Here is a 25,441-nt window from a genome sequence, read left to right as displayed (position 1 = left end):
CGTCCTGGAACCCGGCTCGAACACGCATCCAGTGCCAGGTCAGCTCTCGATCAGGACCTCCATGTACGGCGGGAACTCGGGCACGCGGGCGAGGTCGTGCTCCAGGACGGAGATCTCGCCGCCGTCGGTGGTCTCCCGGAATCCGGCGAACTTGTAGGTGACGTACATGCTGCGGTTGCGGCTGGTGGCGACGAACTCCGCGCGGAGCTTGACGCCGGCGGCGGCGGCCTGACGGATGAGGTGCGCGAGCAGCACCGATCCGACGCCCCGCGACATCACCCGGCAGGACATCAGGAGCAGCTTGACGGTCCAGGCGTCCTGGCCGCGCTCGACGAGGGCCAGCCCGATCTTCCCGTACGTCCCGTAGGTGTCCTCCAGGCCGGCGACCAGCAGGTCGTGGTCGGGTGACTGGCGGAACGCGTCCAGCTCCTCGTACGAGTAGGTGTAGCCGGTCGCGTTGAGCTGGTTGGTGCGTACGGTGAGTTCCTCGGCGCGCTGGAGGTCGCGCTCCTGGGCGGGCGCGATGGTGAAGCGCATGTTCAGCGAGGTGAGGAACTCCTCGGCCGTGCCCTCGTGGCCGTCCTCGGCGACGTTGCGTGCGGCGTCGGCGCGGTAGAGGTGGCGGCGCTCCCGGGAGTCCGCGGTGACGAACCGCGGGTGCATCTCGGGCAGGCCGGGGATGCGCTCGGCGTCGAGGGCGTCGATGCACAGCACCTGGGGGTGCGTGAAGCGGACCTCGTCGCGCTCGAACGGCTGGTCGTCGACGAAGGCCAGGGTGTCGATGCCGATGTTGATCGCCTCGGCGACGGCCTTCACGGAGTCCGACTTGTTGCCCCAGTTGATCTGGGGGTACAGGAAGTACTCGGCGATGCCCAGTTCCTCGAGCTTGGCCATGGCCGCGTCGTGGTCGTTGCGGCTGGCGACCGAGTGGAGGATGCCCCGCTCGTCGAGGGTCTTGAGGACGTCCACGACACCGGGGCGCAGCTTCACGTCCCCGTCCTCGAGGAGCACTCCGTCCCAGACGGTGTTGTCGAGGTCCCACACCACGCATTTGACAGTCGTCATCGTCCCTCACTCCTGGGGGTCGCAGCGGCCTTCCGGTGACGGACGAGGGCGCGCTCCTGGAACGCGTACTCGGCGAGGCCGATCTGATGAATCTGGGAGCTTCCCTCGATGATCTCCATGACCCGGGAGTCACCGAGGTAGCGCTGCACCGGGAAGCCCGAGCTGCAGCCGTTGGCGCCGTGGATCTGCACGGCGGAGGCCGCGGCGCGGCTCGCGGCGGTCGAGGCGAAGTACTTCGCCGTGGACGTCTGGGCGAGTGCGCCGGGGTCGCCCTCGTCGCGCAGCCGGCCCGCTTCGAGGCACATCAGCCGGGCCGCGCGGGCGTCGGTGTACATGTTGCTGATCATCTGGCGCACCAGCTGGTGGTCCTTGATCGGCGTGCCGAAGGTCTCCCGGTTGCCCGCGTAGTCGACGCTCGCCTCCAGGCAGGCGTCGACGATGCCGACGCAGCCCCAGCCGACGGTGTAGCGGCCCAGGTCGAGGGCGGTGCCGACGACGTGGGAGAGGCCGAGGCCGGGCCGGGCGAGGACGTGGCCGGCCGGGACCCGGCAGCCGTCGAGGCGGACGTCCGCCGTCATCGAGGCGCGGATGCCGATCAGGTCCTCGATCAGCTCGGTGCTCAGCCCGGCGGTGTCCCGCTCCACCAGGACGGCGGTGGGCCCTTCGGGGGAGCGGCCGAGGACGAGGAAGACGTCGGCGGTCTCGCCGTACGTGGTCCACGTCTTGTGGCCGTCGATCAGCCAGGAGTCCCCGTCCCTGGTGAGGCGGGTGGTGACGCCCGCGGCGTCGCTGCCGGCTCCCGGCTCGGACACGGCGAGCGCTCCGATGCTCTCGCCGGCGGCGAGGCGGGGCAGCCAGGTCTCCTTGAGTTCCCGGCTCCCCCACCGCGCGACCGCGTGCGCCACCATGGTGTGCACGGTGAGGAGGCTGCGCAGCGACGAACAGGCACGCCCCAGTTCCCCGGCGAGCAGTCCGAGTGTCACGGCGTCGGCCCCGCCGCCGCCGTACCGGGTCGCGACCGGCAGGCCGAGCAGCCCTTCGGAGGCGAGCAGTGCGACGATCTCCGGCGGAGTGCGCTGCGTGCGGTGGTACGCGTCGGCGTGCGGAACGACGTGGCGGTCGGCGAAGGCCCGGAACTCCTTCTGGGCCTGGGCCTGTTCCGCCGTGAGCGTGCTGGTCATCAGCGTGGCGTCCCCTCGGGTGTCAGGATGCCACGGGGGCGGAGAGCTTGCGGCTGACGAACGCGTCGAGGGCTCCCACGGAACGGAAGTTGTCGAGTTCCAGGTCGTCGTTGTCGATGGTGAGGCCGAACTCGTGCTCCACGAAGGAGACGAGCTGGATGGCGAACATCGAGCTGACGAATCCGAGCTGGAAGATGTCGTCGTCGTCCTTGAGGTCCTGCACCGGGAAGAAGCGGGACAGGTACTCCGCGATCTTCGCCTTGTTGTCAATGCTCATGTCATGTTCCGTCCTGTTTCGGTGGGCCCTGCGGTGGATGTGCGGGGGCCCGGTCAGCGGTAGGAGAAGAAGCCTTCGCCGCTCTTTCGCCCCAGCAGGCCGGCGGCGACCATCTTCTTCAGCAGGGGTGCGGGCCGGTACTTGCTGTCGTTGAAGCTCTCGTAGAGCACCTCGACCGACTTCAGGATGGTGTCGAGGCCGATCAGGTCCGCCGTCTCCAGCGGCCCCATCTTGTGGTCGAAGCAGGTCTTGAAGATGCGGTCGACGTCGGTCGGCGTGGACACGCCGTCCTGCACCAGGAAGACGGCCTCGTTGATGGTGAGCATCAGGACGCGGTTGGACACGAAGCCCGGCACGTCCTCGACGACGATGCACTCCTTGCCCATCCCGGCGAGGAACCTGCGGGCGGTGTCGATGGTCTCCGGGGTGGTGTGGTGGCCGCGGATGACCTCCACCATCGGCTTCATCGGCACCGGGTTCATGAAGTGCATGCCGACGATGTTCTGCGGGCGGCCGGTGACCGAGCCGACGCGGGTGATGGAGATCGCCGAGGTGTTGACCGCGATCCGCACCTCGGGCCTCAGGATGCGGTCCAGCTGCTCGTAGACCTTCTCCTTGATGCTCCAGTCCTCGGTGACGTTCTCGACCACGAAGTCGGCCTTGGCCAGGAGCTCGTAGTCGGTGGTGAACTCGATCTTCTCGATCACGGCCGCCGGATCGACGGCGGCGGCCCGGTTGAAGAGGGCGAAGGCGCGCAGGCTGGTGCGCAGTTCGCGCCTGGCGTTGTCGAGCACCTCCTCCGAGACGTCCACCAGGATGACCTGGTGGCCCGTCTGCGCGAGGTTCTGTGCCACACCGACGCCCATGACGCCGGCGCCGACGACTCCTACTGTGGTGAATTCCATTCGTCCGGCTCCGTTACCGTGCGCCGCGTACGGCGTAGATGTTGTGGATGTCGGTCCCGACGTACAGCTCGTCCTGTTCGGCGGTGACGGTGAAGCCCCGGTCCTCCAGCAGGGCGACGAGGCGTGCGACCTCGCCGTCCGCGTCGTGCGCCTCGAGGGCCATCTGCTGGATCTTGGGCCAGTCCTCGTCGGCGATGCCGTCGATGACCTGTCGCTCGCTCTTCTGCACGTCGATCTTGATGAGGTCGATGCGCTCGATGCCCTGCTCGCGGATGACCGCGCTCAGCGGGCGCAGCCGGGCCGTGTACTCGATGGCCTCGAAGCGGACGTCCATCAGCTCCTCGGCGTAGGCCGTGAGCCGGCGGGCCTCCTCGTCCGTGTTCCGGCCGTCGGTCTGCTGACCGGCGTTCTGCTGGTTGACGGTCTGCTGGTTGGCGATGATGGTGCGGAGGTTGTGCTTCTCCTCCTCCTCGTCCGGGTGGAACGAGGACATCCCGGAGCTGCGGGGGTAGAAGGTGAAGCGTGCCTCGGCCTCGGTGTCGGAGATGCCGATGTTGAACAGCTTCGCGTCGACGCCGTGCTCGGCGATGTTCTTGGAGAGCAGTTCGAACATCGGCGGGGCGGGCTCGAAGGCGTAGACCTTCACCCCGGGCGCCTCGTAGTGGGCGAAGAGGGAGAACAGGCCGATGTTGCCGCCGACGTCGACGACCGTGTCACCGCTGCGCAGCGAGATGCCGTTCTTGGCGTAGACGCGGTGGTCGAAGATGTCCTCGTAGAAGTGGCGGGTCTCCGCCTCGTTCTGGTGGTGGACCGTCAGGCCGTTGGGCAGCTGGAAGCGGGCCTGGCTGCTGCCGGTGTGCGAGGAGCCGGATCTTTCGCCCTCCGTGTCGGGGTCGCCGCCGTCGCGCAGGACGTCGATGGCCGCCGCCATGCGGGTGAGGGTGGCGAACTCGTACACCTGCCGCAGGGCCAGTTCGACGCCGAAGGCCCGGCTGATCCGCAGCATCAGGCGGGTGGCGAGCAGCGAGTTGCCGCCGAGCTCGAAGAAGCTGACGTCGCGGGGGAGGTCCTCGTTCTTCAGGATCCTGGCCCACACGGCCCGCAGTCCGGTCTCGGTCTCGCTCACGGCGGTCTCCGACGGGGCGTCCGCGTCCTTCCGCGCCGGGGCGGATCCCGCCTCGACGGCCAGGTCGGCGCAGGGCAGTCCGTGCCAGGCGGCGTCGGCGTCCGCGAGCCACAGCCGGCCCAGGGCCTTCAGGGCGACGGTCGTGTCGGCGTGCGGCTCCAGGGAGTGGCGCATGGAGGCGACGACGGCGCCGGTGTCGCCGCCGCGGACGACGGTCGCGAGGCTGCTCAGCGTCTGGCCGGGGCCGGACTCCAGCAGGAGGCGGTCCTGGCCGAGGTGGCGCAGGCCGTCGGCGAAGCGGACCGGGCTGAGCAGGTGGCGGGCCCAGTACGCCGGGTCGGTGGCCTCCTCGTCGGTGACGGGGCGGCCCGTGACGTTCGAGACGTACGGAATCCGGGGCGCGTTGAGCGTCAGTCCGCGGGCGATGTCGGTGACCCGGTCGGCGATCGGCTCCATCATCGACGAGTGGAACGCGTGCGTGGTCGTCACCCGGCGGGTGACGACGCCGCGGCCCGCGAGGGTCCGCTCCAGCTCGCGGACGTCGTCCACCGGGCCGCCGACCACGCAGAACTCGGGGCCGTTGACGGCGGACAGCGAGATGTTCCCGCCGGTCAGCGGCAGCACCTGCTCCTCCGGCAGCATCACCGCGAGCATCGTGCCCGCCGGCAGCTCGTCGATGAGCGCGGCCCGCCGGGCGACGAGGACCAGCGCGTCCTCCAGCGACAGGACGCCGGCCAGGGTGGCCGCGACGTACTCGCCGAGGCTGTAGCCGATCATCACGGCCGGCCTGACGCCCCACGACTCCCAGAGGGTGGCCAGCGCGTACTCGATGACGAAGAGCGCGGGCTGGGCGACGCGTGTGGCGTTGAGGCGCTGCTCCTCGGCGCTCTGCTCGCGGGTGTCGCGGCCCAGCATGCGGCGCAGGTCCATGACGGGGGCCTGGTCCGCGGCGGCCGGCTCGGGGCGTCCGGCGGCGGAGAAGACCACCTCGCGGATGTCCAGGCCGAGTTCGGGGGCGAGGGCGTCGGCACAGCGGTCCACCGAGGTCCTGAAGACCGGGAAGTCGCGGTACAGGTCGCGGCCCATGTCGAGGTAGTGGTCGCCCAGTCCGGGGAACATGAGGGCGACGCCGGCGCGGGCGCCCGCGGTCTCGGCCGGGCCGAGCTCCACCGGGCCGCCGGGGCCGGTGAGGACGGCCGCGCGGTGCTGTCCGGTTCTGCCGCCGACACGCACCACACCGACCTGTTCGGCGGCCGTGAGGGCGCTGTCGGGCCGGGTGCGCAGCGCGGCGAGGCCGGCGTCCAGCAGGGCGGCGTCGGCGGCCTCGGCGAGTGCCAGGTGCCACTGCTCCCTCGCGTCGTCCGGTGCGGCCGTCGCGCGTTGGTTTTCCGCTGTGATCGTGTAGGGGCTCATGCCTCTCCTTGGAGATGACGGCCGGCCGGAAGGTGTGAGCGAGCCCACTGCCGCCCCGTTCCCTCCGAGGTGTCCGCTGTCATCCCGACCCTGTCGGCCCCGACTTGAGCGAGACCGGAGGAGCAGTCGGGCGTGCGTTCGGTCGTGGTTACGGTCGTGCGTTCGGTCGTGGTTCCGGTCGTGGTTCCGGTCGTGGTTCCGGTCGTGGTTCCGGTCAGGTTTCGGCAGACGTCGCCGAGCAGGGCGGGCAGCTCGGGGCCGCCCGCGAAGTAGTGGTCACCGGGCACGGTGCGGAAGGTGGCGGGGCCGGTGGTCCACCGGTGCCACTCCGCCATGTCCCCCGGGGTGCCCAGCGGGTCGCGCTCACCGGAGACGGCGAGCAGCGGCACGTCCGGCAGACCGTGCGGGCCCGCCTCCCGGGCGGCGACCCGCAGCCGGTGTCCCAGCGTCAGGTCGGCGCGGAGGACGGGGAGGACGGTGCGGTGCCAGTACCCGCCGGGGGCCGCGTGGTCCGGTACGGCGCCCAGCCGGGCCAGCAGGCCGACGAGTTCGTCCTCCGGCGCCGCCCAGGCGTCGGAGAGCACGGAGGGCACGGTGGGCGGGGGGCAGGCCCCGACGGCGAGCAGGGCGGGTCCCGGCAGGCCGGCCTCGTGCAGGGCGCGGGTCACGGTCCACGCGACCAGCGCGCCCAGGCTGTGCCCGTACAGGGCGAACGGCTGCGGGCGCGGGGCGCCGGCGAAACGGTCCATCAGGTCGGCGAGCAGCGCCTCGCGCCCGGTGACGGCCGGTTCGCCCGCGCGGCCGCCCCGGCCGGGCAGCGGCAGCGGGACGACCTCGACTCCCGGGCCGGTCCGGCCGGGCCACGCGTCGTACGAGGAGGTGCCCGCGCCGGCGTGGGCGAAGCAGTACAGGCGCACCGGCGGGGCGCCGTGGCGGGTGCCCGTCATGCGGCGAGGCCCGCGGCGGCCGCGGGATGCCCGGCACGGCCGGCGCGCTCCCACGTGAAGTCGGGCAGCCCGCCGAAGCAGTGGCAGCAGGCGGGGGTCCGGGACGTGTCCGCGCTCCGGGCGACGGCGCGGACCCGGCCGCCGGCCGGCCCGGCATCCGGGCAGCCCTCGGCGTCCGTCCTCCCGGTGCCGTGACCGATCTCGAGGATCTTGTCCCGGACCAGCTGCGCGTTCGGCGCGTAGGAGGTGCTGGAGACCTCGCACGCCGCGTGCACCAGGCCGGTGGTGACCCGGGGGCCGGGCGCCGCCCCGGGTGCCGGGCGCGCCTGCGGGAGCGGGTCGGGGAGTGTGTCGCCGGTCCGGCCGGCGACCTTGTCGGGACGCCCCGCGGTCGCGGACCGCGGGGGGAACGGGCGACGGGACATGGCACTCCAGAGGATCGGAGGATCGTGGTGGACGGGACACGGCCGGCGGGCCGGCGGCGGACGGACGCGCCGGGATGTTCCGGGACGCTCCGACGGTGCCGGTCGTACGCGGCCCGTCGTACGCGGTTCCCGTCGGCGGGCCGGTGGCGGGGCGACGGCGTCACCGGCGCGCACGCCGGCGCGGCCGCGTGGCCGTGAACGGCGGTGCGGTGCGCGCGGGTCGGGGCCCGGTGGCGTCCGGCGGTCCGGCCCGCCGGGACGGTGTGCGGCGGCCCGCCGGGACGACCGGAGTGCGCGTCCCCGCTGCCTCGACTGTCCCGACGACGGCTCGACCGCCGCTCGAACGGTGGTCGGCCGGGGCTCGACCCGCCCGTGCACCGCGGGGCGTGCCGCGGAAGCGGGCCCGTCCGCCCGAAGCGGTGTCCGGTGCCGCGATCACACGGCGGAGGACCGTCCCCGTCCCGGGCGTAAGCGGATGGCTCCGGCGACGCGGCACGGGGCATCTCCCGGCCGTGGCCGGGGAAGGGCGCTCCGGGCGCCGCGGGCCGGGAGGGGGTTTCCCCACACGCCCTAACGGCAGGGGTCCAGCGCCGGGTCCTTCAGGTGGCGGATGACGGTGTCCAGGATCTCTGTCCAGCGGTCGGCGAGGAAGAAGTGCCCGCCGGGGTGGACCTCGACGTCGAAGGGCCCGGTGGTGTGGTGTGCCCAGGTCCGCACGTCGGCGACGGTGACCCGCGGGTCGTCCGCGCCGGTGAAGGCGGTGACGGGGCAGGCGAGCGGGGGCTGGGGCCGGTAGGCGTACCGCTCGACGGCCCGGTAGTCGTTGCGCAGGGCGGGCAGCAGCATCTGCCGGATGTCCGGGTCGTCGAGGAGCTGCGATCCGGCGCCGCCCATGGACTGCACACGGGCGACGAACACGTCGTCCGGGATGTCGTGCCACGTCCGGCCGCGCCGCTCCACGGAGGGGGCGCGGCTGCCGGAGGCGAAGAGTTCGAGGGGTCCCCGGCCCGCTGCCTCCATCCGGCGGGCGACCTCGAACCCGACGAGGGAGCCCATGCTGTGGCCGAACAGCGCGTAGGGGCGGTCGGTGCAGGTCAGCAGGGACTCGGCGATGCGGTCGGCGAGGGTGCCGAGGTCCGGGACGAGCGGATCGGCGTACCGCTCGTGCCGGCCCGGGTACTGCACGGACACGACCTCGACGCGCGGCGCGAGGGCCTGCGCCACGGGGACGTAGAAACTGGCCGCCCCGCCCGCGTGGGGCAGGCAGACGAGGCGGACGGAGGCGTCCGGGGACGGGCGGTAGACGGTGAGGTAAGGGCTGCGCGTGCCGGGGCTGGCCGCCATGTCGTTCTCCCCCATCGCTGGTTCGGGTCAGCCCGTATCCAGTCACGGGGCGCTCTCGCGGCGCCGGAGCGCCCCTGGAGGGCTGCTCGAGCGCAGGACCGGGAGGGTCCGCGGGCGTCCGTCAGGACCGCGCCCTGGCGTACGTCATGATCGTGACGCCGCTGTCGAAGACCCGGCCCGAGACGACCTCGTAGCGCTGGGGGGAGTAGCCGGAGTCGAACAGCGGGACGCCGGAACCGATGACCACCGGGTTGATCTTGACGATGAGTTCGTCGATCTCGTCCCGCAGCGCCGCGGCGGCCTTCCCGCCGCCGCACAGCCAGATGTCGAGCCCGTCCTCCTTCTTCAGGGTCCGGACGAAGTCGAGCGGGTCGTCCCGGACCACCTCGACGGCGGGGTCCTCGGAGTCCTCCAGCCCGGAGGAGACGACGTACTGGCGCAGGTGCTGGTAGGGGCTGGTGTGGCCGTCGCGCAGGCCGCGTTCGTAGGTGCCCCGGCCCATCAGCACGGTGTCGAACCGCTCGTTGTCCCGCTCGTCGAGGCCGGGCACCAGGTGCCGTACCGCCGTCGGCAGCGTCTCCGGCATGTGGTCGAGCACCCAGGCCCCGTGGTCCTCCCCCTCCAGGAACATGGTGTGCTCCGCGTCGGGAGAGGCGATGAAGCCGTCCAGGGTCGCCGCGATGAAGTACGTGAGGCTGCGCATGGTGACCAACCGTATCGTATGGGTGACGACCCCCTGGCAGGCGGCCTGCGCGACCGGCTCGTCAGGGGGCGGCCGCGGGAGTACGCGCCCCCGCACCCCGGGCCAGCCGCTCCCAGTCCAGCGGCGGTCCGTGCAGCTGGAGCGCGGCGAGAGCCCGCGCCAGGGCCCGCACGTCGCCCACCGCCGCCCCGTTCCCGGGGACCGGACCGCAGGCCAGCACGGTGCCGTAGCCCTCGACCGGGTGGGCCGGGTTCCCCGGCGTCCGGTGGCGGGCGGGCCCCGCGACCAGCAGCCGGGCCGCCGCGCCCGCCGCGAGGCCGCCCGCGACATGGGCGGCGGCGACCGACCCGGTGCCCCGTCCGGCGACGGCGGCGATGTCGAGCCCCCAGCTCTCCCAGAGCCGGAACAGTGCGACCTGGTGGCCGAAGAGGGCGCACCGGGCGTACGGGTTCTCGCCGAGCAGCCGGGCGTCGGCGCCCTGTTCGGGGGCGAAGACCACGGCGGCGAGAGGGATCGGCAGCCGGGCGTCGAGGGTCCGGCGGAGGGCGTCGAAGGCGGCGCGGTAGGCGGGGAACGTGCCGTACAGGGCGCGGACGAGGGGGGCCGGCGGTGCGTCGGCTCCGGTGAAGAGCACGGCGGTCCCGGTCGCGGCGAGGGGACCGGGCCGGGTGGTGCCGGACGGGCCGGGCCCCAGCAGGGCCGGCCGGGACGGGACGCGGACGGGAGTGTCCAGCTGCATGGGGCCTCTCTCGTGGTCCTCGTGACCGCCGGTCACCGCGGCGTGCACGCCGCGAGCCGGGGCGCGGGGCCGGCGCCGGAGAGGCGCGGGGCGGCCGGGCGCCGGGCGGGAGCAGGGGCGCGGGAGGCGGGGTGACCCGGGCCGGCGGGAGGGCGGCCGGGCTCTCGGCGGGTCGGGCGGAAAGGGGTCACCCCGACGGTGTTCCACGCCGCTGGAGGAACGGACGAGAACCGCTGGAGGGGGAGCCCGGCCCGGACGCCGCCGGCAGGTTCACGCGAGGCCCCGGGCGCGCAGCACACGGCGTTCGACCGGGCGGAAGACGAGCACCTCCACGGCGACGCCCACGGCGAGGATCAGCGCGGTCGCCGCGAGCACCTGGCTGAGGCTGCCGCTGCGCCGGCCCGCGTCGAGCAGTCCGCCCACCCCGGACAGGGCGGCGCCGGTGATGAGTTCCGCGGTCATCAGCGCCCGCCACCCGAAGGTCCACCCCTGCCGCACCGCGGCGACCACGCCGGGCAGGGCGGCCGGGAGCAGGACGTGCCGGGCGGCCTTCGCGCCGGTGGCGCCCATCGACCGTCCGGCCCGCACCAGCAGCGGCGGGACCTGGTCCAGGGCGCCGAGGACGCCGGTGGCGACCGGGGGGACGGCGCCGAGCAGGACGACGCCGAGGACGGCGGCGTCCGAGGGGCCGAGGCAGAGCACGGCCACCGGCACCAGGGCGGCGGCCGGGAGCGACTGGACGGCGCCGAGGGCCGGGGCGACGGTGACCCGGGCCGCCGTGAACCGGTGGAGCAGCATGCCGAGGGGCGCTCCGACGCCGACGGCGCAGACGAAGCCGAGCAGGCAGCGGCCGAGGCTGTGCAGGACGGCGGGTGCGAGGCTGCCGTCGGCCCAGGCGGCGGCGATCTCCCCGCCGACCGCGGCCGGGGAGGGGAGGGCGGCGGGCCGGTCCAGGGCGGAGGCCAGCTGCCAGAGGCAGACCACGGCGACGAGCGAGACCACCGGCGCGGCGCCCCGGCGCAGCGCCGTGCGGGCCGCCGCACGGACGGCCGTGCCCCCGGGACGGCGGGCGGCGGCGGGCCGCCGGGGCGGGGCGGCGGTGCGGAAGGCGGTGCGGCGCACGCGCAGCGGACGGACGGCGGTGTCAGCGGCGGTCATGGCCGAGTTCCTCCCTGAGGCGGTCGGTGATCTCCTGGGCGAGCAGGGCCGAGGCCGGGTCGCGGGCGGGCCGGGGACGGGGGGTCTCCACCCGCCAGGTGCGGTCGATGCGGCCGGGACGCGAGGAGAGCAGCACGACGCGGTCGGCGAGGCGTACGGCCTCGTGGACGTCGTGGGTCACGAAGAGCACGGTGAGCCGCTGGTCGCGGTGGACCCGGAGCAGCTCGCCGTGGAGCACGTCGCGGGTGACGGCGTCGAGGGCCGCGAAGGGCTCGTCCATGAGGAGGGTGCGGGCGCCCTGGGCGAGGGCGCGGGCCAGTGCCGCGCGCTGCCGCATGCCGCCGGACAGCTCGTGCACGCGCATCCCGTGGGCGTCCTCCAGCCGCACCAGGGCGAGCAGCCGCCGCGCCTCGTCGCGGCGCGCGGCGCGCGGCGTTCCACGCAGCCTGAGCGCGAGTTCGATGTTCCGGCCGACCGTGAGCCAGGGGAAGAGCGCGTGGTCCTGGAAGAGCAGGGCCGGGCGGGGGCCGTCCACCCGCACCTCGCCGGCGGTGGGGCGGTCCAGTCCGGCGACCAGCCCCAGCAGGGTCGACTTGCCCGATCCGGATCCGCCGACCAGGCAGACGAACTCCCCTTCGGCCACGCGCAGCCGGACTCCGTCGAGCACGGTCCGCCCGGCGCCCGGCGGGCCGTGGACCTTGCACACGTCGCGGAGTTCGACGGCGGTGCGCGCCGGGGCGTCGCCCGTCGTGCGGAAGGCGTCGCCCGTGGTGCGGACGGGGGCGGCCGGCTCCGGCCGCCGTGCCTGCCTCAGCACGGCCGGACGTCCGCAGCGCCGGCCGTGCCGGGGCCGGCGGCCGGGTCGCCGTTCATCCCCGCCGTGAGGGTGGTGCCGTCGGCCGGGTCGATGAGGAGGAAGGCGCCGGTGGGCCGGCAGTCCCCGTACGCGTCGAGCGGCAGCGGCTCGGCGGTGCGCAGGGTGACGCGGCCGATGTCGTTGGCGCCGAGGCCGTCGGGGGCGGGGTGGTGGGTCAGGCCGTCGAGGCCGAGCCGGGAGTCGATGCCGCGGACGAGCGCGCGGACGGTGCGGGTGCCGTGCCGGAGCAGTACGCGCCGGCCGGGGGTCAGCGGCTGGTCGGCCAGGTGGCAGACGGTCGCCCGGATGTCCCGGGACGGCTCCGGCGCGGCCTCGGCGGGGGCGATCAGGTCTCCGCGCGCGATGTCCAGGTCGTCCTCCAGCAGCACGGTGACCGACTGCGGGGCCACGGCACGGGAGACGGACCTGCCCAGCAGGTCGATCCGGCTGATGCGGCTCGTCCGGCCCGAGGGCAGGACGCGGACCTCCTGGCCGACGTGGAGGGAGCCGGCCTCGATCCGGCCCGCGTAGCCGCGGTAGTCGGGGTGTTCGGCGGTCTGCGGGCGGATCACGTACTGCACGGGGAAGCGGGCGGGCAGGAGGTCCGGGGCGCCGGCCACCCGGACGGTCTCCAGGTGCTCCAGGACGGTGGGGCCGCCGTACCAGTCCATCCGGGCGGAGGGTTCCACCACGTTGTCCCCGGCGAGCGCGGAGACGGGGATGGCGGTGACCTCGGGGACGCCGAGCCGCGCGGCGCAGTCGGCGAACTCCTCGGCGATGGCGGCGAAGACGGGCTCGGCGTAGTCGACGAGGTCCATCTTGTTGACGGCGAGCACCACGTGCGGCACGCGCAGCAGGGCGGCGATGGCCGCGTGGCGGCGGGTCTGCTCGACGACGCCGTTGCGGGCGTCGACGAGGACCACGGTCAGCTCGGCGGTGGAGGCGCCGGTGACCATGTTGCGGGTGTACTGCACGTGCCCCGGGGTGTCCGCCAGGATGAACCGGCGGCGCGGGGTGGCGAAGTAGCGGTAGGCGACGTCGATGGTGATGCCCTGCTCCCGCTCGGCCCGCAGGCCGTCGGTGAGCAGCGCCAGGTCCGGCGCCTCCTGGCCGCGGCCGCGGGAGGCGGCCTCGACGGCCTCCAGCTGGTCGGCGAGGACCGACTTGGAGTCGTGCAGCAGCCGTCCGACCAGCGTGGACTTCCCGTCGTCGACGGAACCGGCGGTCGCGAAGCGCAGCAGGGTGGTCGCCGGCGACAGGGCGGCGAACCGCTCGGCCGGATGGGCGGCGGCCCCTGCGGCGGTGGCCCCGGTGGCGGTGGCGGCGGCCCCGGTGGTGGCGGCACCCGCCGCGGTGGCGGTGGCGGTGGCGGTGATGGCGGTCATGGCTAGAAGTACCCCTCACGCTTGCGGTCTTCCATCGCGGCCTCGGACATCTTGTCGTCGGCGCGGGTGGCGCCCCGTTCGGTCAGCCGGGAGGCGGCGATCTCGGTGATGACGGCGTCGAGCGTGGTGGCGTCGGAGTCGACGGCGCCGGTGCAGGACATGTCGCCGACCGTGCGGTAGCGCACCAGCCGCTTCTCGGTCTCCTCGCCCGCCTTCGGGCCGCCCCACTCGCCGGCGGTCAGCCACATGCCGGAGCGCTTGAAGACCTCGCGCTCGTGGGCGAAGTAGATCTCCGGCAGCTCGATGCACTCCCGCTGGATGTACTGCCAGACGTCGAGCTCGGTCCAGTTGGACAGCGGGAAGACCCGCACGTGCTCACCGGGCGCGTGACGGCCGTTGTAGAGCTGCCACAGCTCCGGGCGCTGGCGGCGCGGGTCCCACTGGGAGAACTCGTCGCGCAGCGAGAACACCCGCTCCTTGGCGCGCGCCTTCTCCTCGTCACGCCGCCCGCCGCCGAAGACGGCGTCGAACCGGTGCTGCTGGATCGCCTCGGTCAGCGGCACCGTCTGCAGCGGGTTGCGGGTGCCGTCCGGGCGCTCGCGCAGCACACCGCGGTCGATGTACTCCTGCACCGACGCGACATGCAGCCGCAGCCCGTGCTCGGCCACCGTCCGGTCCCGGTACTGAAGCACCTCCGGGAAGTTGTGCCCGGTGTCCACGTGCAGCAGCGTGAAAGGAACGGCCGCGGGCGCGAACGCCTTCAGCGCCAGGTGCAGCATCACGATCGAGTCCTTGCCGCCGGAGAACAGGATCACCGGCCGCTCGAACTCGCCCGCGACCTCGCGGAAGATGTGCACCGCCTCGGACTCCAGGGCGTCCAGATGGGACAGGGCGTACGGGCTGTCGGTGCCGCTCACGACGTCGACGCTGGTCGTCACAGCAGACCCCTTTCCGTGAGGAGGGCGAGGACGGAGTCGGCGGCCCGGGCGGCCGAGCAGTCCTGGGCGGCGATGCGCAGGTCGGGGGCGGCGGGCTCCTCGTACGGGTCGTCGACCCCGGTCAGGCCGGAGATCTCGCCCGCCGCCTGCCTGGCGTACAGCCCCTTCACGTCCCGCTGGGAGCAGACCTCGACGGGGGTGGCCACATGGACCTCCACGTAGGGGGTGCCCTCCTGCCGGTGCCGCTCGCGGACGGCGTCGCGGCTGTCCGCGTACGGCGCGATGACGGGGACGAGCACCAGCACGCCGTTGGACGCGAGGAGTTCGGCGACGAACCCGATGCGCTGCACGTTGGTGTGCCGGTCCTCGCGGCCGAAGCCGAGGCCCGCCGACAGGAAGGCGCGGATCTCGTCGCCGTCCAGGATCTCCGCGCCACGGCCGCGGGAGCGCAGGCGCCCGGCCACCTCGGCGGCGATGGTGGACTTCCCCGCGCTCGGCAGCCCGGTGAGCCAGACCGTCGCCCCTCGCCGGGCCCCGCTCATGTCGCGGAGCCGGACGGCGGAAGGACGGTGGCCAGGGAGTTGGCGACCTGCAGCCCGACGTTGAGGCCGGCGGCCGACGGGTCGTGGCCCCACGGCTGGGCGCGGGCGCTGGCGGCCACCTTGCGCAGCGCGGCGGCCGGGGTGGCGCCGTTGGAGAGGCGGCCGGCCCGCCACGCCTCGCGGAAGGCGACGGGGGCGCCCTTGCTGTTGCGGTGGGCGATGCGCAGCGCCGGGACGAAGAAGACCCGGCCCCCGTCCGCGGCCAGCCGCTCGACCAGCCCGTTGTCGCTGGCGGTGACGACGTCGGGGAAGCCCCCCGCGGCGCGGAACAGCTCGGTCCACACGGCGGAGTTGCCGCCGGCGAAGAAGGCCACCTCGCTGTCGGCGGCGTGCTGGGCGTAGCGGACCTCGTACCGGTGCTGGCGGGCCCGGGAGACCACGCCGCTGTCGAAGGGCAGGACGCGGCCGGTGACGGCGGCGCGGTCGGGGGTCAGCGACTCGTCCAGCACCTGGAACCAGTCGGGGAGCGGACGGGCGTCGTCGTCCAGGAAGGCGAGGACGTCGCCGGTGGCCTCGGCCGCCGCCCGGTTGCGGCCCGCCGCGGCGCCCGCCCGGCGCGCGTTGCGCAGCAGGCGCACCGGGAAGGGGCGGCCCGGTGCGTCGTCGACGCGCAGCGGCTGTGCGGAGGCGTCGTCGACCAGCAGGACCTCGTGGACGATGCCGGTGTCGGCGGCGGTGACGGCGGCGAGCAGGTGCCGCACGTCCGAGGGCCGGTTGCGGGTGGCGATCACTATCGAGACTCGTTTGCGGGGTGAGCTCCCCGGTTCTGCGTTCACTGGGTACTCCTCGGTGTGCTGTGGTCGCACTTCTCGTCGTCGGGTGGTCAGTCGGCAGCCGGCGCGGCGAACGGGTCGAGGACTTCGTCGACCCCGCGGAGCAGGTCCACGAGGGTGTCCTCGGCGGTGTGCGCGACCGGCTCGGTGGTGATGACGATGCGGGCCGCCGCCTCCTCGGCCAGCCGGACGGCGGTGGCGGTGTCCGCGGCGCGCACCAGGACGTGGCCCAGGCGGTCCTCCGACCAGCGCAGCGCGTGGACGGTGTCGCCGGGCTCCACGGAGACGTCCACCTGGAGGACGCCCTCGGACTCCTCCGCCGCGGCGGCGCCCGTCACGGCGGTGACCCGGCCGGGCGCCGCGGTGAGGAAGCGGATGGCCGCGGCGCCGTCCGGTGCGGGGGCGCCGGGGCCGCCGCCGTCCAGGGCCAGCCGGTAGGCGGCCTCCTCCAGGTCCACGCCGTGGACGAGGCGGACCAGTTCGTTGATGCGGTCGCCGCCCCGCCTGCTGTGGGCCTCCACCACCCGGGGGCCGTCCGCGGTGACGATCACCTCGGTGTGGGCGGGGCCGTCGACGAGCCCCACGGCGTCGAGCGCCGCGGTCACCAGGTCCTCCACGGCCGCCCGGTCCGCGGGGGCGAGTGCGGCGGGGACCACGTGACCGAGTTCCACCACTCCCCCGCCGGTGTCCTTGCCGGTGAGGGCCACGACGGTGTGCCGGCCCGCGGCCGAGAAGGTCTCGACGCTGATCTCCCGGCCCTTCAGGTACTCCTCGGCGAAGAAGTCGGTGATGCCCGTGGTCCGGCACCACTCCCAGGCCGCGTCGGCCTCCTCGGGCGAGGCGATCACGCGGACGCCGAGGCTGCCGGAGCCCATCGCCGGCTTGACGACGGCCCCGCCGTGGCGGGCGGTGAAGGCGCGCAGCTCCTCGCGGCCGGGGGTGCGGAGGGTGGCGACGGGGCCGATGCCCTTGTCGTTGAGGAGGCTTCGCAGGGCGGGCTTGTCGTGCAGGAGGCGGGTGGGCGCGGCGCCGTTTCCGGGCAGCGAGAGGACGTCGGTGAGGTGGCCGGCCACCACCTGGGCCGCCTCGGTCTGGGTGAAGACGCGGACGAAGGGGCGCTGCTCGTGCAGGGCGCGCACCAGGGCGGTGACGGTGGGGACGTCCTGGTAGTCGACGAGCAGGAGCTGCGCGCAGTGCTCGACCACGGCGGGGTCGAAGGCGGACGGCTTCTGGACGTGCACGATCTCGAGGCCGAGGGCGGCGGCCTTGCGGACGATGCCGGCCTTCCCTCCGAGGACGAGGACGCGGGGTGCGGACACGGGGATCACCTCAGGGCGGGTTCGGGCAGGCGTACGGAGGGGGTCAGGGGGCTCGGACAGGAGTCGGCCGCCGTGCGCAGCTGTGCCCACAGGCGGGCGGTCGGCGCGGGCAGCCCGGTCCCCTCGACGGCGGCGGCGGTGCGCGGACGCAGCCCGGAGAGGTACTGCGCCAGGTCGAGGCCGGTGAACTCGGAGAGCCGGCGGGTCTCCTCGCCGCGGCAGAGCGCCTGGTACTCGACGACCAGCTTCCGGCCGGCGGGCAGGCGGTCGGCGAGGGCGGCCCAGTTGCCGTTCCAGGAGGTCCACTTGGCGAGCGCGGCCTCGCGGGTGGCCGGGAGCCAGGGCCGGTCGCCGGTCCACCGGAGCATGGACCGGGCCGCCTCCTCGGGGTGGCGGACCAGCATCACGTACCGGGCGTCGGGGAGGAGGGCGTCCAGGTGGTCCAGGTGGAGCAGGTACTCGTTGTACTTGTCGCCCCAGTGGGGGAGTTGTCCGGCGCTCTCGGTGAGGATGCGCCGGCCGAGTGCGGCGGGGTCGTCGCCGGCGCGGCCCTCGGCCACGTCGCGGGCGGCCTCGCGCAGGCTCCGCTCGACGCGCTCGCGCCAGCGGGCGGCCCCGGCCCCGTCCGGCGGTCTGCGGTCCAGGGCGTGCAGGATCTCGTCGGCCCGCAGGTGGCCGTGGCGCAGGTCCTCCCGGGTGAGCCACCGGTGGAGCAGGTAGGGCAGTTTGCCGTTGACGGTGAAGTGGCCTCCGTGGTCGTCGAAGGCGAGGTTGAGGGCGTAGGCGAGGGCGGTGGTGCCGCAGCGCTGGCCGCCGAGCAGGATCACGGGTGATGCGGTCATGAGGTGGCCTCCACCATCTCGCGCAGGATCGTCATGCAGATACGGCTGGCCTCCAGGCCGCCGGCGGTGAACTCCTCGCCCCAGGGCTCGTCGCGCTGGCTCTGGGTGAGCGGCGGGCGTCCGACCCGCCAGTGGGTCTCCAGGGAGAGCCAGCCCCGGTAGCCGTCCTCGGCGAGGGCGGTGAGGACGGCGGGCCACGGCAGGTCGCCGTCGCCGAGCCGCACGTAGGAGCGCCGGCCGTCGGGGTCCTTGACGTGGACGTGCCGGATGCGGTCGCGGCCGGCCGCGTAGTCGGCGGGGAAGGGAGCGGTGTCCCAGCCGCTGAAGACGCTGTTGCCCGGGTCCCAGAGGATGCCGGTCGTGTCGTCGCCGAGCGCGTCGAGGAATTCCAGGGTGTGGCGCATGGTCGGGGTGTTGGTGCGCATCCCGGTCTCCACGATCAGCGGGACGCGGTCGGCGGGGACCTGGGAGAGGACTTCGCGGGCGGCCTTCGCGGCCGCCCGGGGGTCGGGGTCGCCCTCGCGGTAGAAGGTGAAGACGCGGACGAAGGGCGCCCCCAGGATCTCGGCGCGGCGGACCGCGTCGGTGACCACGTCGCGTGCCGCGTCGATCTCGGCGCCGGTGCGCGGCAGCGGGCACTTGAGGGCCGGCGGGTCGAAGCCCGCGACCTCGAGTCCGTGGCGGGCGACCGTCTCGCGCAGGGTGCGCAGGTGTGCGTCGCTCATCCGGTGGGGCGCGGTCTCCTCGCTGGAGCGCAGTTCGAGGCCGGCGAAGCCGAGCCGGGCCGTCTCCGCGGCCGCGGTGGTGATGGACTGCGACACCTCGTCGTTGATGACGGCGAGTCTCATGGGGCGGTCTCCTCCCGGAAGCCGGGCCCGGGGGCGGCGGCGGTGGCAGGGGTGCGGTACAGGTCGCGGAGGACGGCGAGGTCCCCGTCGAGCGCGCCGGCCCTGGACTCGACGGTGACGGCGCGCAGTTCGCCCGCGGCCGCCAGCACCTCGCCGGTCCATGCGGCCCGGGAGCCCTCCAGCGGCAGGTGCCCGCCGGTGCCGGGTGCGCCGGGGTCGAACCCCTTGACCTGGGCGTACGAGATCCAGGGGGCGAGTTCGGCGGCGGCGGCGACCGGGTCGGGGTGGATCCTGGCGAGGCCGAGGGTGTCGAGGAGGAGGCGGACGCCGGTCTCCTCGCACAGGCGGCGCAGTTCCGGGACGGGGGCGTAGCCGTGGTGGGTCTCCACCAGGACGTTGCCGGGTCCGCCGCTCGCCGCGGCGAGGGCGGCGATCTGGCGCCGGGTCCGGTCCCGGTGCTCCGGGGCGGTGCAGCCCTCGGCGGCGAAGACCTTCACCGGGAGTCCGTCCTCCAGCCACGCGGGGTCCGCGGGCGGCGAGCCGGGACGGCCGAGGACGGTGGAGTGGCCGACGAAGCAGACGCGGACGCCGGCCGCGCGCAGGGCCCGCAGGCCGCCCGAGCCCTCCCAGGCGTGCCCCTTGGACGCGCGGACGTCGACGGCGTCGCCGCCGAGCCGCAGGGTCAGCGCCGCGAGGCCGTCCGCGTCCAGCTCCGGTGCGCTGCCGGAGGAGAGTCCGAGGTCCGGGGTCACCGGGTCACCGCCGTCTCGCGCCCGACGCGGGCGAGGATGTCGGTGACGCCCAGGGCGCCCTGAAGGTGGCAGCGGCGCGGGGGCAGGCCGGTGGCGACGGCGTGGACCATCTCCCGGTAGACCTCGCTCCGCAGGGCGGGCGTCGGGGCGGCGGGCCAGGTGGTCCCGACGCCGTCGGCTCCGGTGGTGGTCACCCGGCCGTCGGCGACGAGCAGGGCGCCGCCGGGGCCGAGCAGGTGCAGCCGCTCGGTCCGGGCGGGGGACTCGGCGGTCACCGCGAAGGAGAGCGTGGCGCCGCCCTCGAAGGAGACCGTTCCGGCGACCCGGCTGTCGATGCCCGGAGCCCTCCGGCGGACGGGGGCGAGGTCGACCGCCGCGGGGGTCCCCAGGAGCTGGCAGGCCAGGTCCAGGTAGTGGACGCCGAGGTGGGCGGCGATGCCGCCGAAGGAGACGGCGGGGTCGCTGCGCCAGCCGGCCCGCAGGTAGTGCTCCGGGGCCCGGTACCGGGACACCTCCAGGACGGCGGTGACCTCGGGGCCGGTCCAGTCGGTGGCGAGGGCGGGCTCGGGCAGCCGCAGGCGGTGCTGGAGCATCACCCCGACCGGTCTGCCCGCCGACCGGGCCGCCGCCAGCACCGCCGCGTGCTCCTCGGCGGAGGTGGTGGGCGGCTTCTCCAGCAGGACGGCCTTGCCGGCCTCCAGGGCCTCGATCGCGAGCCGCGCCCGCCCGCCGGGCGGCACGCAGAGAGCGACGAGCCCGACGTCCGGGTCGGCCAGCAGGGCCGGCCAGGAGTCGGCGCGCGGCAGGCCGCCGGTGCCGGCCGCCGGGTCGTCCTCCAGTACGGCGACGGCCCGTGCCCCGCTCACGTCCCGCAGCGCGGCGAGGTGCTGGCGTCCGGCCGACCCGTGTCCGACGATTCCCACACCGAGGCTCATCGCGCGCCTCCGGTGGCGGTGAGGACCGGGGCGCTCCAGCCGAGGCCCTCCGCGACGGCGGCGGGGACCGGGACGCCGTGCTCCCGGGCCGCCCGCTCCGCCTGCTCCTCCCGCTGTTCGGGGAGGTGGACCGGCGGGGCGCCCTCGGGGTATCCGGAGCGGACCGCGCCCGCGAGGACGTCGAGCAATTCGTCGACCGGCGGGTCGCCGAACGCCGCGGGGGCGAGGGCGAGGAAGAGCTGGGAGCACTCCATCGGCCGGTCGGGCTCGGCGCGCTGCTTGTGCACCAGCGGGCTGACGGTGCCGCCTGCCAGCACCCCGGCGAGCACCTCGGTGATGAGGGCGACGCCGAGGCCCTTGTGGCCGCCGAAGACCGGGACGGCGCCGCCCCGGTCCAGCTCCAGCGGGTCGGTGGTGGGCCTGCCCTGACGGTCCACCAGCCAGTCGCCGGGGATCTTCTCGCCCCGGTGGGCGGCGTGGCGGATCTTGCCGCTGGCGACGGTGCCGGTGGCGAAGTCGACGACGAGCGGCCGCCCGTGCCTGCGCGGGGCGACCATGCAGACGGCGTCGTTGCCGAGGGTGGGGCGTCCGGCGCCGGGGGCGGCGACACCGGCGCCGGAGATGTTGAGCACGAGGCCGACGACGCCGTGGCGGGCGAAGTGGTCCCGGTAGGCGGCGAGCATCCCGATGTGGTTGTTGCCGCGTACGGCGACGGCGGCGAGCCCGCCCTCGGCGGCCCGCCGGGCGCAGTCGGCGGCGGCGGCCTCCGCGGCCACCTGCCCGAAGCCGCCGTGCGCTTCGAGGACGCGCACGGCGCCGTCCTGGGGGAGCCACTCCGGTTCGGCGGCGGCGTCGATGCCGCCGCGTGCAAGCCGGTCCAGGTACATCGGGAGCAGGCCGACGCCGTGCGAGAAGTGCCCGCGCACGTCGGCGTCGACCAGCACCTTCGCCACCAGGGCGGCCCGTTCGGGCGCCACTCCGGCGGCCGTGAGGGAGCCGGTGGCCGCCTCGGTGAGCGCTTCGACGGTGAAGCGGGGGTCGGGTGCCGTCCGCCGGGCGGGTCCGGGGCCGGGGCCCAGGCGGACCACGCGGTCGGCGGCCGAGGCGGGTTCGTCCGCGGCGGTCACCAGCAGGACCGCCTTGCCCTGGCGGGCGGCGCCGTGGGCGAGGGCGGCCGCGGCGCGGGCGTCGGGGCCGGCCCCCACCGCGTCGACGACCACCACCGGGGCGGCGCCGGTCCGGTCGGCGCCCGGCCGGCCGGGGCGGACCACGGCCACGTTGGCCGCGCGGGCGGGTGCCACCCGGCGGGTGAGCCCGCGGGTCCCGGTGGCGACGACTCCGTACTGGGCGCGGCGGCGGCCGGCCAGGACGTCGACGACGGCGGCCGCGGAGGCGGCCTCGTCGGCGCGGACGGCGACGATCTCCCCGGGCGCCACCGACACCGTCAGCCCCGGGACGAGGATGCGCTCGGCGCCCTCGGGACCTTCCGCCACGATCAGGTCGGCGATCCGGAGGGCGGGGCTCCGGGCCGGGGTCGTACCGTTCGCGGTCGGGCTCATGGAGGCCTCCTCTGCGAGTGGGGTGGACGGGTCAGGCAGCACGCTTCGGCTCCAGGAACTCCAGGCGGTTGCCGAGCTTGTCGAAGGCGTAGAAGCGGTCGTGGCCGGGGAAGTTGTCGTCCCAGACCACCTCGTGGCCGTGGCTCTCCAGCCGCTTGGCCAGGTCGGCGAGGGAGCCGACGAGGATGCCCGGGTGGGCCTTGGCCGCCGCCCGGAAGTCCTTCTCCACGCCGAGGTGCACCTCCAGGCCGCCGCCGCGGAACCAGCAGCCGCCCCGGGCCGCCAGCACCGGCGGCTTCTGCAGCTCCGTCATGCCGAGCACCTCGCCCCAGAAGGCGCGGCAGAGGTCCTCGGCGCCCGGCGGGATGGCGAGCTGGACGTGGTGCAGGCCGCCGAAGGAGTAGCCGGTCGCGTTGTCGGTGGGCTGGGTGTTGTCGGTGTGCTGGGTGTTGTCGGTGCTCATGCCGTTCTCTCTTCTCGGTCGGTGCAGTCCGGCCGGCTCCGGTTCGGTGCCGGCCGGTCGATCGGGTGCGGTGGGCGCGGGCCGGGTCGGGTCCGGCGCCGTCCGCGTGCGCTCAGGAGGCCATCGTGTCGTGGCGCTCGGCCATGCCCGCGCTGCGCACGGTGAACGAGAGCGCGCGCACGCCCTCCCGCGCCCGGGCGAGGGCTTCCTCCGGGGTGCCGCCGACGGCGCAGACGTGGGCGGCGCGGGCGAAGGACCCGGTGACGCCCTTGAGCCGCTTGCCGGGCTCGCGCAGGACCTCGACGTCGACGACGCCCTCCAGGGCGCGGGCCTCCTCCTCGCCCTCGACGGAGACGATCTCGCCGACCGCGTCGGGGCAGGCGTACCAGATGGCGGCCGAGCGGTGTTCCGTCCCGCCGCCGGCGAGGGCGGCGCGGACGTCGTCGAGGACCTTGATGCCGACCGCCTGGCGGGCCACCACGTCGATCAGGTCGACCCCGCTGACCCGCGCCCACAGCTCGGGGATCTCGTCGCCCGCCGGGCGGAGATGGGTCTCCACGATGTGCACGGCGCCCGGTGCGACGATCACCTCGGTGTGGGTGACGCCGGTGCGGACACCGAGGGCGGTGAGCATCGCCCGGACGGTGGAGGCGATCCGGTCCTCGTCGGCGTCCGGGAGCGGGGCGGGGACCACGTGGCCGATCTCGACGAAGTGGTCGGGCTCGGAGAGCTTGCGGGTGATGCCGACGACCAGGTGCTCGCCGTCCTCGCTGACGCTCTCGACGCTGTACTCCTCGCCGCTGAGGAAGGGCTCCACCAGCAGGTCGGGCGAGTCCAGGTCCCCGGCGCCGACGGCACCCCAGGCGAGTGCGCGGGGGATGTCGTCGGGACCGTCGACACGGGTGACGCCCTTGCTGGCGACGCCTCTGACGGGCTTGCAGATCAGCGGGTAGCCGCTGCGGTCGGCGACCTTGAGGATGCCCTCGGCGTCGTGGACGACCTCGGCGAGGGTCTCGCCGACACCGGCGTCGGCGAGCGTGCGGCGCATGGCGCACTTGTCGGCGACGGCCCGCACGGTCCGGGGACTGTGCCAGGGGAGGTCGAGGGCGAGGCCGATGGCGGCGGTCTTCTCGGTGTCCTTCTCCGTGAAGTTGGTGAGCCGGTGGACCGGGTCGACGCTGTGGACGAAGCGGGCGGCGGCCACCCACTCCTCCACCGGGGCGTCCTCGCGCAGGACGATCAGCCGCTGGATCTTCTCGCGGCTGCGCAGCCGCGGGACCACCTCGGGCCGGCAGATCACGGTGGTGCGCAGGCCGGGCAGGGCGTCGCGCGCCCGGTCGGGCAGGTCGCGGCCGCCGCTGACGATCAGCAGGTGCATCGGGTCGGGTGTCTTCGACATGTTCCCTCCAGGGACGGGCGGTGGTGCGGTGCGGTGCGATGCGGTGGGGTGCGCTGCGATGACTGACGGGGCGTCACGACCCGGCGGCTGCGGGCACCGAGGCCGGGACCGCGGCCGGCACGGCCTCGCCGGCGGGGGCGGCGGCCGTGGCAGCCCCGGCCGGCGGGGAGACCTGCTCCACCGGGGCGGTCTCCCCCGCCGGGTCGGCGGGCGTGTCCTCGGCGGGTCCCTGCCGGGTGCCGAGCCGGCTCACGGCGGCGGCGATCGGGAAGCAGACCGCGAGGACGAGCCAGCCCCCGGGCCCGGCCTGGGCGATCAGCCAGAGCACCACGGCGGGTCCGGCGATCTCCGCCGCCGAGAAGCCCACGTTGAAGAAGGCGATGTACCGCCCCTGGGCCGCCTCCGGCGACATGGCGAAGGTGATCTCCCAGGAGGAGGCGGAGTGGAGCAGTTCGCCGTAGGTCATCACCAGCAGCGCGGTCATCAGCGCGGCCGCGGCCCACCACGGGGAGTCGGCGACCCCGCCGGCGGCGAACGCGACGCAGGCGACCGACAGCAGCAGCGCGGACCGGGTCGTGGCGCGGGCGGCGGAGGCCAGGCTGTCGATGTGCTTGGTGACCGGGACCTGGGCCACCACGGTGATGATCGTGTTGGTGGTGATCAGGACGGTGATCATCCAGATCGGGGACCGGGTGTGCTCGGCCACCCAGAGCGGCAGCACGATGGTGAGGATCGCGTCGTGCAGGAAGAGGACGCCGTTGGCGGCGGTCACGGCGACGAAGCGCCAGTTCCGCAGCGGCGGGACGACCGCGTCGGCGGCCACCCCGGCCCTCTTGTTCCGTGCGGCGACCGGCTCGACCTTCGGCAGCAGCGTGATGAAGAAGAAGATGACGAGGAAGCTCACGGCGTTGCCGACGAAGAGCCACTGGAAGGCGGTGGCCGACCCGCTGGTCAGGGCGACGCCGCCGACGGCGAAGCCCACGGTGAAGCCGACGTTGCGCAGCGACCGGATGAAGGCCATCGTCCGGTTGCGCTCGGGGCCGGTGATCAGCCGGCCGACCAGCGCCTGGTTCAGCGGCTGTCCGGAGCGGTCCATGATGTACAGCAGGCTCGCCGTCACCACGAACTCGGTGAAGCCCTCCACGGAGAGGTAGGCCAGGTAGCCGACGGCCCGCCACACGCTCACGACCAGCATGAGGTTGCGCGGCCCGTACCGGTCGGCGAGCCGCCCCATCGGCACGGTGGTGGCCAGCCCCACGATGCCGGCGATGGCGAGTCCGAGGCCGAGTTCGGTCTCGCTGAGTCCGCCGAAGCGGGTGAAGTAGAGGGCGGACCCGGCGAGGAACATGCCCGTACCGGCCGAGCCGACGAGGGCGTTGAGCGCGATGATCCGCGACGAGCGGGTGGCGGGCACGGCTCGCCCGACGCGTTCGCGCAGGGGGGTGCGTCCGGACATGGGTTCTCTCCTAGCTGAGTGGTCCGCGCGC

The 25,441-nt window shown here is 74.6% G+C and carries 25 protein-coding genes; all 25 read right to left on the bottom strand.

Annotated elements, in window-relative coordinates; all coding sequences use genetic code 11:
• Positions 1 to 39: 39 nt before the first annotated feature.
• Positions 40 to 1,065, bottom strand: a complete 1,026-nt coding sequence (locus IAG43_RS33690; protein ID WP_187744939.1) for an HAD-IIIC family phosphatase — start codon at positions 1,063 to 1,065, stop codon at positions 40 to 42.
• The gene (locus tag IAG43_RS33685) at positions 1,062 to 2,246 is read right to left on the bottom strand and encodes an acyl-CoA dehydrogenase family protein (RefSeq protein WP_187744938.1); all 1,185 of its coding nucleotides are present in this window, start codon (positions 2,244 to 2,246) and stop codon (positions 1,062 to 1,064) included. The genes IAG43_RS33690 and IAG43_RS33685 overlap by 4 nt, the downstream gene beginning before the upstream one ends.
• 22 nt (positions 2,247 to 2,268) lie before the next feature.
• Positions 2,269 to 2,523, bottom strand: a complete 255-nt coding sequence (locus IAG43_RS33680) for an acyl carrier protein (protein WP_187744937.1) — start codon at positions 2,521 to 2,523, stop codon at positions 2,269 to 2,271.
• Between the two features lie 53 nt (positions 2,524 to 2,576).
• Entirely contained in the window at positions 2,577 to 3,428 is an 852-nt protein-coding gene (locus tag IAG43_RS33675; RefSeq protein ID WP_187744936.1) for a 3-hydroxyacyl-CoA dehydrogenase family protein, read from the bottom strand.
• A 13-nt stretch (positions 3,429 to 3,441) separates the two neighbouring features.
• A complete protein-coding gene (locus IAG43_RS33670; protein WP_187744935.1) occupies positions 3,442 to 5,967 on the bottom strand; it encodes an FkbM family methyltransferase in 2,526 nt (841 codons plus the stop codon).
• Positions 5,964 to 6,914, bottom strand: coding sequence for a thioesterase II family protein (locus IAG43_RS33665; RefSeq protein ID WP_187744934.1), 951 nt, complete (start codon positions 6,912 to 6,914; stop codon positions 5,964 to 5,966). Before IAG43_RS33665 ends, IAG43_RS33670 begins: the two co-directional genes overlap by 4 nt.
• Positions 6,911 to 7,339, bottom strand: a complete 429-nt coding sequence (locus tag IAG43_RS33660) for a hypothetical protein (protein WP_187744933.1) — start codon at positions 7,337 to 7,339, stop codon at positions 6,911 to 6,913. The genes IAG43_RS33665 and IAG43_RS33660 overlap by 4 nt, the downstream gene beginning before the upstream one ends.
• 570 nt (positions 7,340 to 7,909) lie before the next feature.
• Positions 7,910 to 8,683 carry a thioesterase II family protein gene (locus IAG43_RS33655; RefSeq protein ID WP_187744932.1) on the bottom strand — a complete coding sequence of 258 codons (774 nt, stop codon included), beginning with the start codon at positions 8,681 to 8,683 and terminating at the stop codon, positions 7,910 to 7,912.
• Positions 8,684 to 8,804: 121 nt separating this feature from the next.
• Positions 8,805 to 9,386 (bottom strand): dihydrofolate reductase family protein, encoded by a 582-nt coding sequence (locus IAG43_RS33650; protein ID WP_187744931.1) that lies wholly within the window; start codon positions 9,384 to 9,386, stop codon positions 8,805 to 8,807.
• 61 nt (positions 9,387 to 9,447) lie between these two features.
• Positions 9,448 to 10,125, bottom strand: coding sequence for an acyltransferase domain-containing protein (locus IAG43_RS35070; RefSeq protein WP_187744930.1), 678 nt, complete (start codon positions 10,123 to 10,125; stop codon positions 9,448 to 9,450).
• A gap of 270 nt (positions 10,126 to 10,395) precedes the next feature.
• Positions 10,396 to 11,283 carry an ABC transporter permease gene (locus IAG43_RS33640; protein WP_187744929.1) on the bottom strand — a complete coding sequence of 296 codons (888 nt, stop codon included), beginning with the start codon at positions 11,281 to 11,283 and terminating at the stop codon, positions 10,396 to 10,398.
• Entirely contained in the window at positions 11,270 to 12,097 is an 828-nt protein-coding gene (locus IAG43_RS33635; RefSeq protein WP_187744991.1) for an ABC transporter ATP-binding protein, read from the bottom strand. Before IAG43_RS33635 ends, IAG43_RS33640 begins: the two co-directional genes overlap by 14 nt.
• Positions 12,094 to 13,524, bottom strand: coding sequence for a sulfate adenylyltransferase subunit 1 (locus IAG43_RS33630; RefSeq protein ID WP_223006162.1), 1,431 nt, complete (start codon positions 13,522 to 13,524; stop codon positions 12,094 to 12,096). Before IAG43_RS33630 ends, IAG43_RS33635 begins: the two co-directional genes overlap by 4 nt.
• A 2-nt stretch (positions 13,525 to 13,526) precedes the next feature.
• Complete coding sequence (gene cysD / locus IAG43_RS33625; RefSeq protein ID WP_187744928.1) at positions 13,527 to 14,462, bottom strand: sulfate adenylyltransferase subunit CysD; 936 nt, start codon at positions 14,460 to 14,462, stop codon at positions 13,527 to 13,529.
• Entirely contained in the window at positions 14,459 to 15,004 is a 546-nt protein-coding gene (gene cysC / locus IAG43_RS33620) for an adenylyl-sulfate kinase (RefSeq protein ID WP_187744927.1), read from the bottom strand. Before cysC ends, cysD begins: the two co-directional genes overlap by 4 nt.
• Positions 15,001 to 15,840, bottom strand: coding sequence for a glycosyltransferase family 2 protein (locus IAG43_RS33615; RefSeq protein WP_187744926.1), 840 nt, complete (start codon positions 15,838 to 15,840; stop codon positions 15,001 to 15,003). The genes cysC and IAG43_RS33615 overlap by 4 nt, the downstream gene beginning before the upstream one ends.
• 47 nt (positions 15,841 to 15,887) lie before the next feature.
• Positions 15,888 to 17,156 carry an ATP-grasp domain-containing protein gene (locus IAG43_RS33610; RefSeq protein ID WP_187744925.1) on the bottom strand — a complete coding sequence of 423 codons (1,269 nt, stop codon included), beginning with the start codon at positions 17,154 to 17,156 and terminating at the stop codon, positions 15,888 to 15,890.
• A gap of 5 nt (positions 17,157 to 17,161) precedes the next feature.
• Positions 17,162 to 17,998 (bottom strand): sulfotransferase, encoded by an 837-nt coding sequence (locus tag IAG43_RS33605; RefSeq protein WP_187744924.1) that lies wholly within the window; start codon positions 17,996 to 17,998, stop codon positions 17,162 to 17,164.
• A complete protein-coding gene (locus IAG43_RS33600; protein WP_187744923.1) occupies positions 17,995 to 18,846 on the bottom strand; it encodes a sugar phosphate isomerase/epimerase family protein in 852 nt (283 codons plus the stop codon). Before IAG43_RS33600 ends, IAG43_RS33605 begins: the two co-directional genes overlap by 4 nt.
• Positions 18,843 to 19,598 (bottom strand): hypothetical protein, encoded by a 756-nt coding sequence (locus tag IAG43_RS33595; RefSeq protein WP_187744922.1) that lies wholly within the window; start codon positions 19,596 to 19,598, stop codon positions 18,843 to 18,845. The genes IAG43_RS33600 and IAG43_RS33595 overlap by 4 nt, the downstream gene beginning before the upstream one ends.
• Positions 19,595 to 20,533, bottom strand: a complete 939-nt coding sequence (locus IAG43_RS33590; protein ID WP_187744921.1) for a Gfo/Idh/MocA family protein — start codon at positions 20,531 to 20,533, stop codon at positions 19,595 to 19,597. The genes IAG43_RS33595 and IAG43_RS33590 overlap by 4 nt, the downstream gene beginning before the upstream one ends.
• Positions 20,530 to 22,092: an Ldh family oxidoreductase gene (locus IAG43_RS33585; protein WP_187744920.1), complete on the bottom strand. Its 1,563-nt coding sequence runs from the start codon at positions 22,090 to 22,092 to the stop codon at positions 20,530 to 20,532. Before IAG43_RS33585 ends, IAG43_RS33590 begins: the two co-directional genes overlap by 4 nt.
• Before the next feature lie 31 nt (positions 22,093 to 22,123).
• Complete coding sequence (locus tag IAG43_RS33580; protein WP_246574844.1) at positions 22,124 to 22,555, bottom strand: VOC family protein; 432 nt, start codon at positions 22,553 to 22,555, stop codon at positions 22,124 to 22,126.
• A 112-nt stretch (positions 22,556 to 22,667) separates the two neighbouring features.
• The gene (locus IAG43_RS33575; protein ID WP_187744919.1) at positions 22,668 to 23,954 is read right to left on the bottom strand and encodes an ATP-grasp domain-containing protein; all 1,287 of its coding nucleotides are present in this window, start codon (positions 23,952 to 23,954) and stop codon (positions 22,668 to 22,670) included.
• Positions 23,955 to 24,027: 73 nt separating this feature from the next.
• A complete protein-coding gene (locus IAG43_RS33570) occupies positions 24,028 to 25,410 on the bottom strand; it encodes an MFS transporter (protein ID WP_246574843.1) in 1,383 nt (460 codons plus the stop codon).
• Positions 25,411 to 25,441 lie beyond the last annotated feature (31 nt).

Source organism: Streptomyces genisteinicus, from assembly GCF_014489615.1.
Lineage (GTDB): Bacteria > Actinomycetota > Actinomycetes > Streptomycetales > Streptomycetaceae > Streptomyces > Streptomyces genisteinicus.
Note: the sequence above shows the minus strand (reverse complement) of the source record. Positions and strands in the feature narration are given on the sequence as shown.

Excerpts from the sequence above, each read along its gene's own strand:
- cysC (WP_187744927.1), bottom strand. The coding sequence starts at position 15,004 with ATGAGCGGGGCCCGGCGAGGGGCGACGGTCTGGCTCACCGGGCTGCCG.
- IAG43_RS33650 (WP_187744931.1), bottom strand. The coding sequence starts at position 9,386 with ATGCGCAGCCTCACGTACTTCATCGCGGCGACCCTGGACGGCTTCATC.
- IAG43_RS33685 (WP_187744938.1), bottom strand. The coding sequence starts at position 2,246 with ATGACCAGCACGCTCACGGCGGAACAGGCCCAGGCCCAGAAGGAGTTC.
- IAG43_RS33680 (WP_187744937.1), bottom strand. The coding sequence starts at position 2,523 with ATGAGCATTGACAACAAGGCGAAGATCGCGGAGTACCTGTCCCGCTTC.
- IAG43_RS33590 (WP_187744921.1), bottom strand. The coding sequence starts at position 20,533 with ATGAGCCTCGGTGTGGGAATCGTCGGACACGGGTCGGCCGGACGCCAG.
- IAG43_RS33600 (WP_187744923.1), bottom strand. The coding sequence starts at position 18,846 with ATGAGACTCGCCGTCATCAACGACGAGGTGTCGCAGTCCATCACCACC.
- IAG43_RS33660 (WP_187744933.1), bottom strand. The coding sequence starts at position 7,339 with ATGTCCCGTCGCCCGTTCCCCCCGCGGTCCGCGACCGCGGGGCGTCCC.
- IAG43_RS33570 (WP_246574843.1), bottom strand. The coding sequence starts at position 25,410 with ATGTCCGGACGCACCCCCCTGCGCGAACGCGTCGGGCGAGCCGTGCCC.
- IAG43_RS33580 (WP_246574844.1), bottom strand. The coding sequence starts at position 22,555 with ATGAGCACCGACAACACCCAGCACACCGACAACACCCAGCCCACCGAC.
- IAG43_RS33640 (WP_187744929.1), bottom strand. The coding sequence starts at position 11,283 with ATGACCGCCGCTGACACCGCCGTCCGTCCGCTGCGCGTGCGCCGCACC.
- IAG43_RS33665 (WP_187744934.1), bottom strand. The coding sequence starts at position 6,914 with ATGACGGGCACCCGCCACGGCGCCCCGCCGGTGCGCCTGTACTGCTTC.
- IAG43_RS33630 (WP_223006162.1), bottom strand. The coding sequence starts at position 13,524 with ATGACCGCCATCACCGCCACCGCCACCGCCACCGCGGCGGGTGCCGCC.
- IAG43_RS33690 (WP_187744939.1), bottom strand. The coding sequence starts at position 1,065 with ATGACGACTGTCAAATGCGTGGTGTGGGACCTCGACAACACCGTCTGG.
- IAG43_RS33655 (WP_187744932.1), bottom strand. The coding sequence starts at position 8,683 with ATGGCGGCCAGCCCCGGCACGCGCAGCCCTTACCTCACCGTCTACCGC.
- IAG43_RS33675 (WP_187744936.1), bottom strand. The coding sequence starts at position 3,428 with ATGGAATTCACCACAGTAGGAGTCGTCGGCGCCGGCGTCATGGGCGTC.
- IAG43_RS33585 (WP_187744920.1), bottom strand. The coding sequence starts at position 22,092 with ATGAGCCCGACCGCGAACGGTACGACCCCGGCCCGGAGCCCCGCCCTC.
- IAG43_RS33575 (WP_187744919.1), bottom strand. The coding sequence starts at position 23,954 with ATGTCGAAGACACCCGACCCGATGCACCTGCTGATCGTCAGCGGCGGC.
- IAG43_RS33605 (WP_187744924.1), bottom strand. The coding sequence starts at position 17,998 with ATGACCGCATCACCCGTGATCCTGCTCGGCGGCCAGCGCTGCGGCACC.
- IAG43_RS35070 (WP_187744930.1), bottom strand. The coding sequence starts at position 10,125 with ATGCAGCTGGACACTCCCGTCCGCGTCCCGTCCCGGCCGGCCCTGCTG.
- IAG43_RS33670 (WP_187744935.1), bottom strand. The coding sequence starts at position 5,967 with ATGAGCCCCTACACGATCACAGCGGAAAACCAACGCGCGACGGCCGCA.